The sequence below is a fragment of the Vagococcus fluvialis genome (assembly GCF_003337315.1).
GTDB classification, from domain to species: domain Bacteria; phylum Bacillota; class Bacilli; order Lactobacillales; family Vagococcaceae; genus Vagococcus; species Vagococcus fluvialis.
Map to the genome: position 1 here is coordinate 183,666 of NZ_QPJV01000001.1, position 17,618 is coordinate 201,283.

The window sequence follows — 17,618 nt, forward strand, 5'->3', positions numbered from 1 at the left end:
TTAATTATTTATTAAATCATCGTTTCTGGTCTAACCCAGTTGTTAAATTCTTCTTTAGTGGCAAATTCTAGTTTTAAAACGGCTTCTTCTAACGAAAGATTCTCTTGATGAGCTAACTTAGCTACAATCGCACATTTTTCGTATCCGATATAAGGACTCAAGGCTGTTACCAGCATTAACGAACGCTCAACTCCTAATGTCATAGCTTCAACATTAGCTTTTACCCCCACTAAACAATTTACTCTAAATGAAGTCATTGCATCTAATATTAGATTAACACTTTCTAAGAAGTTAAAAATAATAACTGGCTTATAGACATTTAGTTCGAAGTTACCTTGGCTACTAGCAAACTGAATAGTTGTATCATTCCCTAACACATGACAAACGGCCATTGTTAAAGCCTCTGCTTGTGTCGGATTAACTTTTCCAGGCATAATTGAACTACCTGGTTCGTTTTCTGGAATTGTAATTTCACCAAGTCCAGCTCTTGGACCACTGGCTAACCAGCGAATATCATTAGCTATTTTCATTAAATCACTGGCTAATGCACGAATAGCACCGTGAGCAAATGAAATACCAGAGTAACTTGTTAAGCCGTAAAATTTATTAGCTTCTGTTTCAAATGGTAAGTTAGTATTTTTGGCAATTTCTGCTGCCATTTGAATATCAAAACCAGCTGGTGCATTAAGTCCAGTTCCAACTGCTGTCCCACCAATTGTTAGATGATTAAGCGGTTCACTACTTGCTTCAATAAATTCTTTAGCTTTCATAATCATCGTTTTCCAACCACTAATTTCTTGACCAAATGTTAAAGGTGTCGCATCTTGCAAGTGAGTACGACCAATTTTAATAATATCTTTATTAGCTTCCTCTAATGAAGAAAGTAGCGTAATCCAATTATCCAGCTCAGCTTTTAAAGGTTGTAAGCTTTGTAGCGCAGCAATATGCATCGCTGTTGGGAAAGTATCATTAGAACTTTGAGACATATTAACATCATCGTTTGGATGAATCAAGGTTCCTTTTTCTTCACACAAATGAGCAATTACTTCATTTGTATTCATATTACTTTGAGTACCACTTCCTGTTTGAAAAACTTTTAAAGGAAACTCATCATCCCATTTCCCAGCTAAAATATCATCACAAACAGAAACAATAACTTCTGATTTTTCTTTTGATAATTTATCAAAGTTATAATTCACAATTGCAGCTGCTCGTTTAATTTCAACTAAACCATAAACGACTTCAAGAGGCATACGGTGGTTACCAATTTTAAAATTTTGGCGGCTTCTTTCTGTTTGAGCGCCCCATTTATGTTCAAGAGGGACTTTTACTTCTCCAATTGAATCTTTTTCAATTCGATAACTCAATCTATAAACCTCCTTTTGAAACACCTGAATTAATAGCGGCTTTAGCCACAGCATCAGCCACAGCTTGAGCTACTCTCTTATCAAATGGGTTTGGAATCACATATTCAGTTGTTAACTCCTCTTCTGTAATTAAATCAGCAATTGCAAGGGCTGCTGCTTTTTTCATTTCTTCATTGATTTGATTAGCGCGAACACTTAACGCTCCCTTAAAAATACCTGGGAATGCTAAGACATTATTAATTTGATTTGGAAAATCTGATCGACCTGTTCCCATAATTTTTACACCTGATTCGATTGCCTCATCGTACATAATCTCAGGAACAGGGTTAGCCATAGCAAATACAATTGGATTTTCGCCCATTGTTTTAACCATTTCTTTTTTTAAAGCTCCCGCAACAGATACGCCGATAAAACAATCCGCGCCTTTAATCGCTTCAGCTAAATCCCCTTTAATATGTCTTGGGTTAGTTGTGTTAGCTAAATCCATTTTATGCAAATCAATTAATCCTTCACGCTCTGGGTAAAGTGCGCCTTCACGGTCACACGCAATAATATCTTTAACACCAAATTCTTGGAGTAATTTAATAATGGCAGTTCCTGCAGCACCTGGTCCATTTAACACTACTTTTAAATCAGCAAACTCTTTGTTAACAAGTTTTAAACTATTAATAATACCTGAAACAGTTACAATAGCAGTCCCATGTTGATCATCGTGAAAAACGGGAATTTCAAGTCTTTCTTTTAACTTTTCTTCCACTTCAAAACAACGAGGTGCTGAAATATCTTCTAAGTTTATACCACCAAAGCTATATTCTAATGAAGCAATGATCTCAACCATTTTTTCTGGATCGGTTTCTTTAATCACTAATGGGAAAGAATCAATATCTGCAAATTCTTTAAATAAAATTGATTTTCCTTCCATAACTGGCATGGAAGCTATTGGACCAATATCACCTAAACCTAGTACAGCTGTGCCATCAGAAATGACAGCTACCATATTTCCCCTAGATGTATATTTGTAACTATCTTCTGGATTTTCTGCAATTTTTTTACATGGTTCAGCTACTCCTGGTGTATAAGCTAAAGCTAGTTCTTCATTATTAGTTACCTTCATTTTACTTCTGATTTCTAATTTTCCACGATTTTTTTCGTGAGCCTCTAATGCTTGTTGTTTTACGTCCAAATGTCAACTCTCCCAATTTTTTCTCTATTTAACTGTTACTACATTTTTTCCATCAATGGAAATTCCTTGTTCCTCAGCAATTTCTCTAATTGTTTGGCCTGTAGCTAAACTTTCTTTAGCAATTTCAGCAGCTTTTGTATATCCAATTATTTCAGATAAAACAGTTGCTAAGTAAGTACTACGTTCAAGGTTGTCGTAACATCTTTCTTCGTTCGCTTCAATACCAGTTACACAGTGATCGATAAATGTACCGATTCCATTTGTTAATACTTGAAATGACTCCAATAGTTTATGAAAAACAACTGGTTCAAAAGCATTTAACTCTAATTGCCCAGCTTCAGCAGCTGATCCAATAATTGTATTATTTCCCATAACAACAAAAGCACATTGTGTTAAGACTTCAGGAATAACTGGGTTAATTTTCCCAGGCATAATAGACGATCCGTTTTGTCTTGCCGGAATCATAATTTCACCTAAACCAGAATTTGGTCCAGATGAAAGTAAACGAATATCATTAGCAATTTTTGATAAGCTAATAGCAATAACTTTTAGTGTATCTGATAAGGCGACGTATTGCTCAATATTTTGAGTTCCATCAACTAAATCATCTGCAATCTCTAATTCTTCATCGGTGATAGTATTTAGATAAGGTAAAACTGTCTCTGATAAATCTTTATGAGCAGTAATACCTGTTCCAATTGCCGTTCCACCTAAATTTATATCTAATAACTCTTGTCTTACATGAGACAAGCGTTTCATATTTCGTTTAGTTACTGAATAATAAGCATGAAATTCTTGACCTAAAGTCATTGGCACAGCATCACTTAGTTGTGTTCTACCAAGTTTTTGAATATCTTTAAATTCAATTGATTTTAACTCAAATACTTCTGCTAATCTTTCTAACTCTTCCATTAATAATGGAATCTTTTTAAGTAAAGTTAATTTACCTGCTGTTGGATACACATCATTTGTTGATTGACCTTTATTCACATCATCATTTGGATGTACAATAGAAAAATCACCTTTGACACCTTCTAAAAGTTCGATTGCTCTATTTGTAATAACTTCATTAACGTTCATATTACTACTTGTTCCTGCTCCACCTTGAATCGGATCAACAATAAATTGATCATGAAGCTTACCGTTAATTATTTCATCACTGGCTTTAATAATCGCATTAGCCTTTTCATCAGATAATAATTCTAATTCTTGGTTTGCTAAGGCCATTGATTTTTTTACTTGAGCTAAACTAATAATAAAGTCTTTGTCTAAAGTTTGATTAGTAATTGGAAAATTGATTTTTGCGCGTAGAGAATGGACCCCGTAATAACTATCCGCTGGTATTTCAAGTTCTCCTACACTGTCTTTTTCTATACGATACATCATGTGAATTATCCCCTTTATTTATCTTATTCTGTCATAAACTGACGTAATTCATGATGTGATAAACGTGCATTGATTCCAACGAGCATGCGCAATCTCGCTTTTGGTCCTGTCAGACCTTTCACAAACATAACTCCCATTTTTCTAAGTGGAATTCCACCACCTTCATAATCATAAATATCTTCTGCAATTCCATTTGAACAGCGTGATACTAATGAAACTGGAATTCCTGAGTCAATTAATTCTTTTAAACTTGTAATGACTTGTGGTGGCAGATTTCCTGCTCCTAATGCCTCAATCACAACACCATCTACTCGAGATTCTTTTAACACATCAAACAACATTGCATCCATACCAGCATAAGCTTTTAATAAAATAACTTTACCATCTACTGATTCAATATTTAATGCATGATGCTCAACTACTTCTTTTAAGAAAATAACTTGGCGTTTTGATAAAATACCAATCGGTCCAAATGTCGGCGTTCTAAAGGTATCTACACTTGTTGTATGAGTTTTTGTCACAAATCGTCCAGCGTGAATTTCATCATTCATCACGACTAAAACACCTTGATCCTTTGATTTGTCATCTGAGGCTGTAATAATTGCTTGAACATAGTTATAAAGGCCGTCAGAACCTAACTCATTACTTGAGCGCATTGCTCCAGTTAAAACAACTGCTATTTCTTTTTTAAATGAAATATCTAAGAAATAAGCTGTTTCTTCTAAAGTATCCGTACCATGAGTTATTACAACTCCGTCAAAATTTTGAGTTTGAGCTTTCTCAATTCTTTTCTTTAATAAAAGCATTTCCTTTGGTGTAATATGAGGAGAAGGAAGGTTAAATATTTCTTCTACCACAACTTCTACATTATCAGGTATTAAATCCATACTCTCCTTTAAAGGATGACTTGCTGACAAACCGACAGCACCATCTTTTTCTTGAGTCATTGAAATTGTTCCACCTGTGTGTAATACTAAAACTTTTTTCACTTGCGCACCTCTTTATACGTTTCCACACATTAATCATAAGCTTTCTTATGACCTCTGTCGTGTTCTATTTTATTAATTTCATGGTTCAAATCTACTACTTACCTAGCTAACCCAATCACAAATCAAAATACTTAGGTCTTTTTTTGATATTTCACATAGTTTATCCTAAGTGATCCGATTTATTATCAACAAATAACAGGCGTTTATTTCTAAATACGTTTTTTCTTCTAAACGCCCATCTTCAATTTCAATCTCTTTCACTTGAAAATCCGGGACAACAGATTGAAATAAATACTCTTGAATATCTGTATCCATCTCTATTATGCCACCAGCTTTTAGCCACTGATTATAAATACCTCCATGATTGCTATCTAGTAAAAAGCGTTTCACTAAGTATTTCCCTTTCTTTAAATCACTGAAAGAAAAAATAGCCTCTCTTTGGGATGTTTTCCAAAGATTTTGATAGGCCGTATCAGCTGGATTCAAATAATAATAATTGTAGAAAAGTAAATAGCAGGAATTAAATTTCTTAGTTAATAAGAAATTATCTGTTTCTAAAATAATTTGGTCTCCTACTCGCTCAAAAAGAGTCAATACAAAAAATAAAGGTCTTCTTAATGAACCGTGTAAAAAGATAGATAAGTTAGAACCTTTTTTATTTTCGCTTACATTATTTTCACTTTCTAAATTTAACCAAAAACCAACACTTCTAACTCGTGTTGATAGTTGCACTAAAGATTTCATCACAATGCCTGATCTAAAGAAGGAGCCAGTTAAAACTTGTTTATCACTGGCAATAATATTCCATTCAGTCACCATAATATCTGGTACTCGTCTACTCTCAATTTTTTCTAACCAGATTTTCAATTCATCTAATTCTTCAATAAAGGCCATATATTCTGTTTCATGACGTTTACTCTTCACTGCGTAATCTCGGTAATTAAAGGAGATAAAATCAGGCTGATGACCATGTTTTACAGACCATTCATAGATTTCTTTGAAAGAATCTTGTTCTTTATAAGAAACCGTCAGTCCAATAAATCCAGTAGTGAAATTATTTTTTAAAAACTTAGAAGCAAAATGATAGTACATCATGTTTTCTGATGTTTCAGAGTCTTCTGGTAACCTAATTTCAAGATACCATCCAAACTTAAAGCTCGCTTCAAAATGAACGTATCCTTGAATAATTTTTCGTAAATTACGAAGTTCTTTTTCCCAGCTTTCTGGTGTTGTATTTGATTTTACTTCTAAGACAATAATTGGTTTTAGACGCATTTCGTGGATAAAAGTAAATAAACGATGATTGTTTACAAATTTATCCATAATAATATGATGCTGATTAGCAACCTCTTCACATAAACCGAAAAAGCGAATGTATTCAAAAGAAATCTTCTCTTGAAGTAATCTAATTTGCTCTCTAACATCCTCTGAAATACCTTTTTCTGCATAACCAATATTAATAATTTTTTCTGGCTTTATTAAGGTTTTCGATGGTTCACTACCAACTGATAAATTATATTGAGTTGGCAGTTCATCAGATTCATTCTTTATATTTTCATTTAACATATACTGAGCAATAATTTGAAGCATCTCATCTTCTGGTATAACTTCGTAGTCTTCTCTTTTTTCTTCCCTAGCAATAACTTTATTTTCTTCTCTAACAGCTTGCTTCCGGTACTGATTAGGTGTCATTTCATATTTTTCTTTAAAAAGAGTGGAAAAACGCTTTGCCGTAGAGAATCCATTATTTAAAGCAATCGTTAAAATCGGTAATTTAGATGTTCTTAGTTCATCAACAGCATGCTGTAAACGAACAGAATCAACATACTCAGAAAAGTTAATGCCTGTTTCTTCTTTAAACAACCTCGATAAATAAGCTTCAGACAAAAATTCTCTTTTGGCAATTTCATTAAGACTTATTCTTCGATTATAAAATTCTTCCACATAGCGGATAACTGACATCACTTTTGGATGTTCACTAACTAAAAAATGAGTCATTTGGTCACTTTGTTTTTCAATTAAAACGATCTTATTAAGCTGTTCTAAAAAGCTAAATAATCGATTCATAGTCGCAAAAGGTTGGTCTTTAATTCCGTATTCAGAATAATCTAAAACTAATCTAAAAATATTTTCAGTTAAAATCGTCTTCTCATCTTCATTAATATAAATTAAACGATCATCACTAAAATACGGCCGCCAATCTTCCCCAATAATTTTTTCAACTTCAGAAAAATAAAATTTTAACTGTAATAAGGAGTTTTGATGAGACTGCTTATAAAAAATCATAGACTCAGAGCTGTTATTTATTATAAAATCATGTTCCATTAACACAAACTCTTCATTTATTTTTTTACACAAAAAGTTTCCTTTAATGGCAAAAAAAATGCTAAATGCATTACGATCATTTTCATTAATATATAACGAATTAATTTCCATTAGTTTAACTGATAACGCATGATGATTTGCCATAGAATCCCCACTTTGCTCATTTAATATGTCTAGTATAACGTTTTAGGTTTAATTACTCCATTGCATTTAGTCATTTTTTTATGTAGGATAACACTATTCAACTAAAAAGGAGTTTTTATATGACTGTCGTATTTGATTTAGATGGCACAACCATCTTTAAAGGTAAGAAAATGACTGCTGAGGTCACTCATGCTATAGAAACATTAAGCAAGTCTCGTCAAGTTGTCTTCGCTTCTGCAAGACCGATTCGTGATATGCTACCTGTATTGCCTACTCAATTTCATTCATTTGATTTAGTCGGTGGAAATGGTGCTTTCACTAGACAAAAAGATTTGATTAAAACAACAGAATTTAATAAAGAGCAGGTTGATTTAATTACAAATATCATCAAAACTTATGATCTAAGCTATATGTTAGATAGTCAGTGGGATTACTCATATCAAGGAGACACAACTCATCCACTTTATTTAGGCATAGACCCTCTCAAAACAGCAAATAATGTTCATATCTCAGAACTTGATTGTTTAGTTAAAGCCGTTTTGTTTACAACAGATAGTGAAGTTATTAAAAAACTAGAAAAAGCCGATATCGCTGTTAATTTTCATGGTGCTGAGGAGTTAATCGACTTATCACCTACCAATATTTCAAAACGATCTGCTTTTGAAAGTTTAAATATACCAGGAAGTTTTACCATGTTTGGTAATGATACGAATGACTTACCAATGTTTGAAGTAGCTGAAACTAATTTTGTTGTTGGAAATTTAGTTTCAGATATCAAAAATGCTACTTACATCACTCAAACGGAAGTTCCATCAGCTATTCTAAGTCTTATCTAAAGTTAAAAAGCTCTAAAGCAACTATTTTTGCTTTAGAGCTTTTTCTTATCTTTTTGAAATAGATGATTTTTCACTACTTAAAAAAGTACTTCTAATGTTTAACATTTGAGAAATTCTTTCTTCTGCTAAATGATTCGCTGCTTCCATTGTTGTAATTTGTTGTTCTTTAGCAATAGTAAAGATTCGTCCCATTTGTTCATAAATATTTTTCACTTTTTTTATTGCTCGTTCTTCATTGTAACCACCTAGTTCATCTGCTACATTAATAACTCCACCGCTATTAACTATAAAATCAGGTGCATAAAGAATACCAAGTTCATCTAGCATTTTACCGTGTTTTTTACCCTCAGCTAATTGGTTGTTTGCTGAGCCGCAAATTGCTTTAACCTTTAATTTAGGAATCGTGTCATCATTTAAAATAGCTCCCAATGCACACGGTGAGAAGATATCTGCTTCAACTTCATAAATTTCATTTACTCCAACACTCTGAGCACCAAAATCATTAACAACTCGATTAACAGCTTCCTGATTAATATCAGTTACAATTAATTTTCCACCTTCTTCATGGATTAAACGACATAATTCATAAGCTACATTACCAACACCTTGGACACTTATTGTTAACCCTTCTAAAGAATCTGTTCCAAAAACTTCTTTGGCAGTTCTTTTCATAGAATAATAAATACCAAGTGCCGTTTTAGGGCTTGGATTACCAGATGCTCCGGCACTTGCTGTACTTCCAGTTACATAATCTGTTTCTAAGTACATATAGTTCATATCTTCTTCTGTTGTTCCAACATCCTCAGCAATAATGTAGCGACCGTTTAGACTTTCAACGTAACGTCCCATTGCTCTAAACAACGCTTCACTTTTATCTTTTTTAGGGTCTCCAATAATAACAGATTTCCCTCCACCGATGTTTAATCCAGCTGCAGCATTTTTATAAGTCATTCCTTTAGATAGTCTTAATACATCTCTAAGCGCTTCTTCTTCTGTTTCATAAGGCCACATTCTACAACCGCCTAAAGCAGGTCCTAGGGTTGTATCGTGAATCGCAATAATTCCTTTCAAACCAGATTCTTTATCCTGACAAAAAATAACTTGTTCGTAATTATAAAGTTCCATTTCTTTAAATAAATCCATTTGAATTCCTCCTTATAGAAAAGCTTTAAGAAAACGCTTTCTATTTTAATTTTAGCATGCTTATGTTTTTTGAACAAATAGAGATTTCCTTATTCTCATGTTATTTTAATTAAAAAAAGCAACTCTTAATGAGATGCTTTTTTAGTATATTTTTTAAAACCTAAGATTAAACCTATGAGTAAAATTAGGAAAAAAACAGTAAAGACATAAAAAGGAAAATACAAATCTGATGAGCCACCTATTTTAGAAATGATACTCATCAACACTGGTGCAATTAAAACGCCAATGTTACAACCTAAGAAAATGAATGAAGTTAACATTCTTGTACTGATTCCTTTTGCAATTTGCTCAATATGATTAAACAGAAAAGGCAATACCCATGCCACAGGTATACTTGAAATCAGTAAACCTACAACTAATAAGATAAAAGACATGCGACCTACTGCAATTAATAAATTAGCTAACATATTAATAAATACTGCTACATATAGAATACGGTGCTCTATTCTTGAAGTAATTTGCTGGAATAAAAATCCTGACAAAATACCTAGAACTGGCATTAAGCCTAGATAAAAAGATGCGTTATAATCTAATCCCTTAATATCTACTGCAAGTCCTGGAAATCTTACTGCAATGGCAATGCTATTCATTACCATGACTGATGCAAATAAAACAGAACCAATAGATAATAAACTAGGGCGAATTTTTTCCTTAACCTCTTCTTCCTCGTTTTCTACCTCAGGGACCACAAAATAAAATAATAGCGCTATTGGTAAAGCAAATAGATAAATCAAATAAGAATAAGACCAACCAAAAGTTAGTAGAAATCCTGATAAAAAGGTTAAAAGCATCTGGCCAATACTCTCCATTGAATTTCTCATTCCAAGTAGATTCATTCGCTGTTTACCAGTAAATAATTCATTGATGTAATTAACCGATGAAGAATTGTAGCAACCTAAACCAGCCCCTAAAATTAATCGGCTGAATAAAATCAAATAGTAATTATTTGAAGCAATAACAGGCAATGTTCCGCCTATTGCTACTAGAACTAAACCGAATAAAACTAGTCGTTTCATCCCCATTTTTTTGATTAATACATTTGAAAAAAGTACAAATAAAAATACAGTTAGACTAGGTATCGTTCCTAATAACTCACTTTGCGTTTGTGTCAAAGATAATTGTTCTTTAATAAAAGGCAATGTTCCATTGATTGCCATCCCACTAGTTAAGATTAATGAAATAGATAAAACAGCATAAGGCGTAATTTTACTAACTTTTTGCGACATACTAGGCCAACTTTCTCATTCAGAAATTTATAATAGTTAATTTTTATTTCGTAAAACAGTCAAATCAACTTTACCATAATCATTTTAGATACGCATCTTCTTTTGGCGCATTATGTTAAGAAAAAAAGGAGGTTTTCTTAATAAATTTGAAAAAGATTAATTTTTATTAAAAATATACATTTTAAAAAAAGTATCTCTTGGAAACACTCGTCACTTAATGATTGTTATGTTAAACTTAAACTTGATTTAAAAGGAGTGTTTTTAATTACATGATAAATAAATTTAAATTAATTGATTTTAAAATTTTAATTCCCTATATAATTCTTAATATCACTGGTATTATTATGATTTTTAGTGCTAGTTCATATAATCTTGATCAAAAAGGTATGAGTTCTATTTCGATAGCATCAAAACAATTATTTTTCTTTGTGGTTTCAATTATTATGATAACTATCATTTACAGAACAAACTTAAAAATATATCAAACCTCGTTCTTTAACAAAATGATAATCGGAGCTTCTGCGACTATCTTAATTGCAACCTCAGTTCTTGGTCTTGGTGAAACAATTGGTGGTGCCCAGAGATGGATTGATATTGGACCAATTCGAATTCAACCTTCAGAGTTTATAATGGTTACTATTATTATTTACTCTTCCTATATTTTTTCTATCCGGCAAAATCGAATTGGAACTCACTTTAAGGAAACAGTCTTAGCACCTAGTATTATTGTAGGAGTCTTAATTTTATTAGTTTTTATTCAACCCAACGTTGGTGGTGCAGCTATCTTAACAATGATTTTTTTAGTCATTTTACTTTCAAGTGGAATTCCTTATTTATACATGGTGGTTGGAGGGATTATCACTGGATTCTTTGCCTTTATCATGACTCAATTAGTCATGTTTAAAGATGGTTGGCTAATCCCTGGTAAATTTGCTCACGTTTATGACCGTTTTTCTGTTGTTAAAGATCCTTTCTCAGACCAACTAGGAAATGGCTTCCAGTTAGTTAATTCATATTATGCCATTTATAATGGTGGTTGGCTTGGGTTAGGTCTTGGCCAAAGTATTCAGAAAAAAGGCTTTTTACCAGTTGCAGAAACAGACTTTATTTTCTCTGTAACTATCGAAGAACTTGGTTTATTAAGATCATTTCTTATCTTAGGACTTTTATTATTTCTAATTTTAAGAATATTTGCTATTGGTATTCAAGCATCTTCAAGTTTTAATTCTTTAATTGCCATTGGTACTGGTTCAGCGATTTTAATTCAAGTCTTTGTTAACTTAGGTGGGATTTTAGGATTTATTCCAATGACAGGTGTACCTTTTCCATTTATGAGTTACGGAGGTTCAAACTTATTAACGCTATCCATATTAATTGGTTTAGTTTTAAATATTAGTGCAGATGAAAAAAGAAGAAAAATATATACACTTGCTTTAACAATGAGTTAATTTCAGAGGCTGACCAAAACGTCAGCCTCTTTTATTTTTTAAAATAAAAAATCTTTTCTCTTGCTATGGTACGCGTTTCATACTTTATGATGCAGCTACATTAAACAAAACAAGAAGGAGAGATTCACATGACAGACATTTATGGATTAGTAGAGGTAAGCCGCGGACTGGATTTAGCATTTTATTTTGTTACTATTGAATTAGAGGAACAAGTTTTATATTTGAAAGATCGTACCAATGGAAAGAAACCTTTGAATATGATGATTCCTTTATCTGAAATGGAAGATTTTAGAACCCACACAGTTTTTTCAACTGAAGAAATTTCATTTAATTATCAAGATGTAAGTTACAAATTTGTAGAGTATGGTAATCAAACAATCACTCTTTTTGGTAAACTACTAGAAAGAAATATGTTAGCATTAGTTAATTAAAGGAGAATTTTCAAATGAGTATTAGAAAGATCGCAAAAGAAGCTCAGGTTTCAACAACAACTGTTTCAAGGGTTATTAATAATCATCCTTACGTCTCTGAAGAACTAAGACAACGAGTTTTAGATGTTATGGAAAAAATAGATTATACGCCAAATCGAAACGCAGTAAATTTAAGTAATGGAGAAAGTAATATAATTGGTCTTGTTGTTCCCTATACGAGAAACTCTTGTTACGACCAATTAGTTGAAGGTGTTTTAGAAGAAGCAACTAAACAAGATAAAAAAATTTTGATGCTTCCTACTTATTTCAATAAAGAACTTGAAAAAGATTACTATACATTACTTCGGGATAAAACAGTTGATGGTATAATTGTGACTTCCAAAACTCATGATGACAATTTCCTAAAGGATCTTAGTCAGTACGGACCAATTGTTACGACTGAGAAGACGACGGTTGATAGTATTCCAGCTGTTTATCCTGATAGAGAATCCATGTATCACGAAGTCTTTTCTCATATTTCTAACTTAAAAGATGTGACACATATTTTTATGACAGTTAACCGAACAGAAGAAACTAGTTTAAGTACAAAAATTAAAACCTCAATTTTTAAATCTTATTTTCCAAATCAAAAAATTGAAGAAACATTAATTCCTTATATTTTTAACTATACGGACGGTTATAATTTGGCAAAAAAACTATTTAATACGTATCAAGAAAAAATGGTGATTTACTGTAACGGTGATGAAATTGCAGCTGGTATTTTCCAAGCTGCTAAAGAAAATGGTTTTACTCTAAACCAAGACTACTACTTAATTGGTGAGGATAATCAATTAATCGGTCTTACTCTAGGTATTAACACCGTTGATTTTAATTTAAGAGAGATTGGTAGACAGTCAGTTACTCATTTATTACATCACAATACAGGCCATGAAAAATTAGCTTGCCAGTTTATTAAAAGATAAAAAGAGAAGGAAATGTGACAAAAACAAGTCATATTCCCTTCTCTTTATTTCATCTTAATCTGAAATACAAATTCTTTAGTTTCATTATCTAAATCAAAATGGTACGGATATTGATATTGCTCTAATAAAGAAACAACAATATATAAACCTAAACCATGACTTTTAGCATATTCCTCCTCCTCTACATCATAAGAAATAAAAGGATCTGCAATTGATTTTAAATCCATTTTCTCAATATGGTTTACATGGTTACTAATTTGCCAAACATGATTGTTACTTAATATAGAAATTTTCTTTTTAGGTGGACTGTACTTTACACTATTACCAATTAAATTAGAAATAATTTTTTGGAGAGCTCTTTCTGGAATTTTTACCTTTTGTTCTTTACCTTGACTTACTACCAATTCTATTTCCTTATCTTGAATCATATACTCATAAACTTCTAAGACATCAAGGGTTAGTTTATTAATATCAGTTTCTCCTGAAAAAACTGTTTCCTCAAGTCTTGATACTTCTAACATTTCATTTACTAATCGACTCATACTTTGAAGCCGATTGTAACAAAGACTTAAATGATAGACTTGATCTTCATAACCTTCAATATTTTCTATCATACCTGAGAGAGTTGTCATCATAGCCATAATAGGTGTTTTAAGTTCATGGGTTGCTCCTCTCATAAAAATTTGTCGGTCTTCTTCTAATTTTTTAACTCGATTCATTTCAATATTAAGTTGTGCCATTGTTTGTTGTAATTCTTGATACATAAAGTAAACATTATTTTTTAATTCTTGAATCTCATCACCTGGTTGACTTACGTACTCTTTACTGACGGAGCTTGTAGACATCTCGTGTACAAGTAAGTTTAATTTATTAATTTTAGCGACAAAATACCTAGAATAAATCCATGAGATACCAAAAGAAACGATAATCCCGATTAACACAAAATAAGGTGTTGTATCTATTAAAATACTTTTTATTTCTTTTGAATTAACCACAACAGGATAATACACATCTAGAGATAACCATATATTTTTATAAAGGATTCTTTTGCTTGTACTTAAACTAGAATTTCCATTTTCAAAACTATTAATTGAGGTTGCTGGACCAATTTGAATCACATTACTCAGCGTAGAACTTTCTGTAGCTGTTGTTGATAAAGCATTCGAATAATTGGGGTAAATTAGTTCGTTATTAGATGAAATAAAAATCGAATATCCCTCAAGCGAATATTGATTTAATTTTTCTTCATTAATTCCGTTTTTCTCAATTTCTTCAACAATTTGATTAACCGTTTTATCAAATTTCTTTTGTTGGTTATTTTCTAAAAATTTAGTAGCAAAAGTTGAATAGACTAAAAAGAAAATAATTAATGTAGCTATCAAAGTTAAGGTTGTAATAAACCAAGTTTTCCAATACAAAGGTAGGCTTTGAATTTGTTTTTTTATTTTGATATATAGTTTTTGACTCATAAACGCTCTACCTTATATCCAATTCCTTTAATCGTTTTAATAAAATCAATTGGAATTTTCTTTCTGATATTTTTTATGTGGACATCTATATTTCGACTATCTCCAAAATAATCATATCCCCATATAAGAGTTAATAATTCTTCTCTAGAGTATACTTTTCCTGGATTTAATAGCATTGTTTGTAAAATCTCAAATTCTTTAGCAGTTAATTCAACTATTTCGTTATCAAAAAAGACTTCGTAATTATTAAGAACTAATTTTATTTGAAGATATTCTATCTTTTCTTTTTGCTCACCGTAAACACGTCTAAGAAGTGAAGCAATCTTATGAACTAAAATATTCATAGAAAATGGTTTTACAACATAATCATCAACACTTTGTTCAAAGGCATCCAGTTGAATCAACTCATCATCTAAGGCACTAATAATTAATATAGGAATATCCGAGGTTTGTCTTATTTTTTTTAAAACTTGCTCGCCGTTTATACCCGGTAGCATCATGTCTAGTAATATCAAATGAAACTCACTATTCTTGAATGCTTCTAATCCTTCTTCACCACTTAAAACAGAGGTAACACCATAGCCTTCTCTAATTAAAAAATTTGTCATGGCTTGAGCAATTACTTTCTCATCTTCTATTAATAATATTTGATAATCCATAAGAAAACTCCCTACTTACACTATATATTTCATTTATTATACCATTGTTTGATATGCTTTTAATAACCTAAACTAACATTTACTGTCACTGTGTACTCTAAAGGTAGGAACGTATTTGATGTATCCATACTAACTATCTCGCCTTTTGGAGCATCAGAATTCACATAATTTACAACATAATAAATATTAGCTCCTTTTGATCTAAATTTATCATAAAAGTATTTTTGTAATTCTCCCTCATTTTGCCCTGATAAATCTTTTAAATAAGGTTTTCCCGCAGAGTACATGACTTTAATACTTAAGTCATCTTCTTCAGTTAATTCTGTTTCAGCTTCTAAAGATTGGCTAAGTAGTTCACCATAAGGAATATCTAAATTAAATCTTTCTTCTACTGTGACTTGCAACTTTCCTTGAGTCATAGCATTTTCTTTCGTTAAATTAGCAAAATTAGGTACTTTGACTCCTTTTCCAGCTGAAATATTAACAGTTAGTTTTGTTTTTTTAGCTATTTTCTCTTTCTCTTTAATGGATTGTTCAACAACTTGACCAAGCGGAATTGACTCTGAACTAACTTTTTTTATTTCAAGTTCTACTTCATTTTTTTTAGCCCAGTTTTCTATTTCTAATTGAGTTTTCCCTTTGAAATCTGGAACAGATATATCTTTTTGATAAACTTCTTTCCCTTTTGAAAATATTAATTTCCCGCTATCTTTACGGCTAAAATTTTCTCGGTCTACACCTTCTGAAAGCTCTTCTCTAAGAAATGAACCTTTAGGAGCTGTTTCGCTATATTCATCAACAACAACCATACTTTCTAATTGCTCTTTCTTAATCCATTTTTCTACATCTGATTGTTTCATCTCTTTAAAATTAGGTAAGGTGATTTTATCATCTGGATTAGCCCCTTTACTAACAAAAAAAGTTACACTACTCCCTTTTTTTATTTTTTTCTTCTCTTTTTTAGATTGTTTAATAATACTATTAACTTCTATTTTTTCATTAAACTCATCCTCTGTACTCACTTTTATTTTATACTGAGTCGCCCATTTTTGAGCGTCACTCAAACTCTTCCCTTTAAAATTAGGCATTGTTACATAGCTAACTTGATAATAGGTTAGTCCACTAACAGCTAATAGAACAATAGTCAGTAAAATTAAAATCAGTTTCTGTCGTTTCTTTTTCTTAAGGTATTCTGGGTCTAGTTCTGTTTCTTCATTTTCATACTTTTTATTCTGCGAGACTCTTCTCTGTTTTTCTTCTACAACATTATCAGAATTTTTTTCCATTTTATTTGAATCAAAATTAGATAAAAAATCACTCATAACTAGCTAATTTCCCTTCTTTTAAATAAAATATTTCATCTGAAAGAGCAGCTACTTCTTGAGAATGCGTGACAACAATGACACATTTTTGATGAATATGAGCTAACTCTTTAAAAATAGAAACTATCTCTCCAGCCATTCCCTCATCTAAGTTACCTGTTGGCTCATCTGCTAAAATAATATCAACATTCGTTGCTAAAGCTCTTGCGATTGCTACCCGTTGTTGTTCTCCACCAGATAGATGTGTTACAATTCGGTCTGCCTTACCTTTAACAATTCCAATATAATCAAGCAAGTTATAAGCTACTGATTTTTTATCTTTTGGTAGTTTATTATCTGTAATTGACATTGGGAGTAATACGTTCTCCACTGCAGTCATGTAAGGAATTAGATTATAACTTTGAAAAATAATACCAATCTTATTTCGTCTATATTCTTCATAACCAATTCGCTTTATATCTTCATTTTCAAAAAGAACTTGTCCCTTTTTCGGTTCATCTAAGGCACTAATAAGAGAGAGATAAGTTGTTTTACCAGAGCCTGATTCTCCAATGATTGTATAAAATTTTCCTTTTTCAAAAGTACTATCAATTTCTTTTAGAATCATCCTTCTACGATCCCCATCTTGATAGTAATAATCTAAGTCGTTTGTTTTTAAAATAGCCATT

Annotated in this window: 15 protein-coding genes; 4 read left to right on the top strand and 11 right to left on the bottom strand. The window is 31.6% G+C overall.

Annotation, left to right across the window (positions count from 1 at the left end; genetic code table 11):
- Window positions 1-11: 11 nt before the first annotated feature.
- From DFR54_RS00885 to DFR54_RS00905, 5 genes are all read right to left on the bottom strand, one after another.
- On the bottom strand, window positions 12-1,421 hold the full coding sequence (locus DFR54_RS00885; RefSeq protein WP_114288508.1) for a class II fumarate hydratase: 1,410 nt from the start codon (window positions 1,419-1,421) through the stop codon (window positions 12-14).
- Window positions 1,369-2,550 (bottom strand): NAD(P)-dependent malic enzyme, encoded by a 1,182-nt coding sequence (locus DFR54_RS00890; protein ID WP_114288509.1) that lies wholly within the window; start codon window positions 2,548-2,550, stop codon window positions 1,369-1,371. Before DFR54_RS00890 ends, DFR54_RS00885 begins: the two co-directional genes overlap by 53 nt.
- A gap of 24 nt (window positions 2,551-2,574) precedes the next feature.
- A complete protein-coding gene (locus tag DFR54_RS00895) occupies window positions 2,575-3,936 on the bottom strand; it encodes an aspartate ammonia-lyase (protein ID WP_114288510.1) in 1,362 nt (453 codons plus the stop codon).
- A 23-nt stretch (window positions 3,937-3,959) separates the two neighbouring features.
- Window positions 3,960-4,925: an asparaginase gene (locus DFR54_RS00900; RefSeq protein ID WP_114288511.1), complete on the bottom strand. Its 966-nt coding sequence runs from the start codon at window positions 4,923-4,925 to the stop codon at window positions 3,960-3,962.
- A gap of 165 nt (window positions 4,926-5,090) precedes the next feature.
- Entirely contained in the window at window positions 5,091-7,394 is a 2,304-nt protein-coding gene (locus DFR54_RS00905) for a helix-turn-helix domain-containing protein (protein ID WP_114288512.1), read from the bottom strand.
- A 119-nt stretch (window positions 7,395-7,513) separates the two neighbouring features.
- Here DFR54_RS00905 and DFR54_RS00910 point away from each other — a divergent pair, with 119 nt between their 5' ends.
- Window positions 7,514-8,230: an HAD-IIB family hydrolase gene (locus DFR54_RS00910; protein ID WP_114288513.1), complete on the top strand. Its 717-nt coding sequence runs from the start codon at window positions 7,514-7,516 to the stop codon at window positions 8,228-8,230.
- A 45-nt stretch (window positions 8,231-8,275) separates the two neighbouring features.
- On the opposite strand, the gene DFR54_RS00915 is transcribed toward DFR54_RS00910, so the two are convergent.
- Both DFR54_RS00915 and DFR54_RS00920 read right to left on the bottom strand, forming a co-directional pair.
- Entirely contained in the window at window positions 8,276-9,373 is a 1,098-nt protein-coding gene (locus DFR54_RS00915; RefSeq protein WP_086343002.1) for a Glu/Leu/Phe/Val dehydrogenase dimerization domain-containing protein, read from the bottom strand.
- A gap of 125 nt (window positions 9,374-9,498) precedes the next feature.
- The gene (locus DFR54_RS00920) at window positions 9,499-10,659 is read right to left on the bottom strand and encodes an MFS transporter (RefSeq protein WP_114288514.1); all 1,161 of its coding nucleotides are present in this window, start codon (window positions 10,657-10,659) and stop codon (window positions 9,499-9,501) included.
- 269 nt (window positions 10,660-10,928) lie between these two features.
- On the opposite strand from DFR54_RS00920, the gene DFR54_RS00925 reads away from it, so the two are divergent.
- The 3 genes from DFR54_RS00925 to DFR54_RS00935 all read left to right on the top strand — a co-directional run bounded on the left by DFR54_RS00925 (window position 10,929) and on the right by DFR54_RS00935 (window position 13,500).
- A complete protein-coding gene (locus tag DFR54_RS00925) occupies window positions 10,929-12,107 on the top strand; it encodes an FtsW/RodA/SpoVE family cell cycle protein (RefSeq protein WP_114288515.1) in 1,179 nt (392 codons plus the stop codon).
- Between the two features lie 128 nt (window positions 12,108-12,235).
- Entirely contained in the window at window positions 12,236-12,538 is a 303-nt protein-coding gene (locus tag DFR54_RS00930; RefSeq protein WP_086342999.1) for a hypothetical protein, read from the top strand.
- Window positions 12,539-12,552: 14 nt separating this feature from the next.
- The gene (locus DFR54_RS00935) at window positions 12,553-13,500 is read left to right on the top strand and encodes a LacI family DNA-binding transcriptional regulator (protein ID WP_114288516.1); all 948 of its coding nucleotides are present in this window, start codon (window positions 12,553-12,555) and stop codon (window positions 13,498-13,500) included.
- 44 nt (window positions 13,501-13,544) lie between these two features.
- Here DFR54_RS00935 and DFR54_RS00940 read toward each other — a convergent pair whose 3' ends face one another.
- The 4 genes from DFR54_RS00940 to DFR54_RS00955 are packed head-to-tail and all read right to left on the bottom strand — an operon-like array spanning window position 13,545 to window position 17,617.
- Window positions 13,545-14,969, bottom strand: a complete 1,425-nt coding sequence (locus DFR54_RS00940) for a sensor histidine kinase (protein WP_114288517.1) — start codon at window positions 14,967-14,969, stop codon at window positions 13,545-13,547.
- Window positions 14,966-15,628 carry a response regulator transcription factor gene (locus DFR54_RS00945; protein WP_114288518.1) on the bottom strand — a complete coding sequence of 221 codons (663 nt, stop codon included), beginning with the start codon at window positions 15,626-15,628 and terminating at the stop codon, window positions 14,966-14,968. Before DFR54_RS00945 ends, DFR54_RS00940 begins: the two co-directional genes overlap by 4 nt.
- Window positions 15,629-15,687: 59 nt before the next feature.
- The gene (locus tag DFR54_RS00950) at window positions 15,688-16,950 is read right to left on the bottom strand and encodes a PASTA domain-containing protein (RefSeq protein WP_114288519.1); all 1,263 of its coding nucleotides are present in this window, start codon (window positions 16,948-16,950) and stop codon (window positions 15,688-15,690) included.
- Window positions 16,943-17,617, bottom strand: a complete 675-nt coding sequence (locus DFR54_RS00955) for an ABC transporter ATP-binding protein (protein WP_114288520.1) — start codon at window positions 17,615-17,617, stop codon at window positions 16,943-16,945. The genes DFR54_RS00950 and DFR54_RS00955 overlap by 8 nt, the downstream gene beginning before the upstream one ends.
- Window position 17,618: the final 1 nt, after the last annotated feature.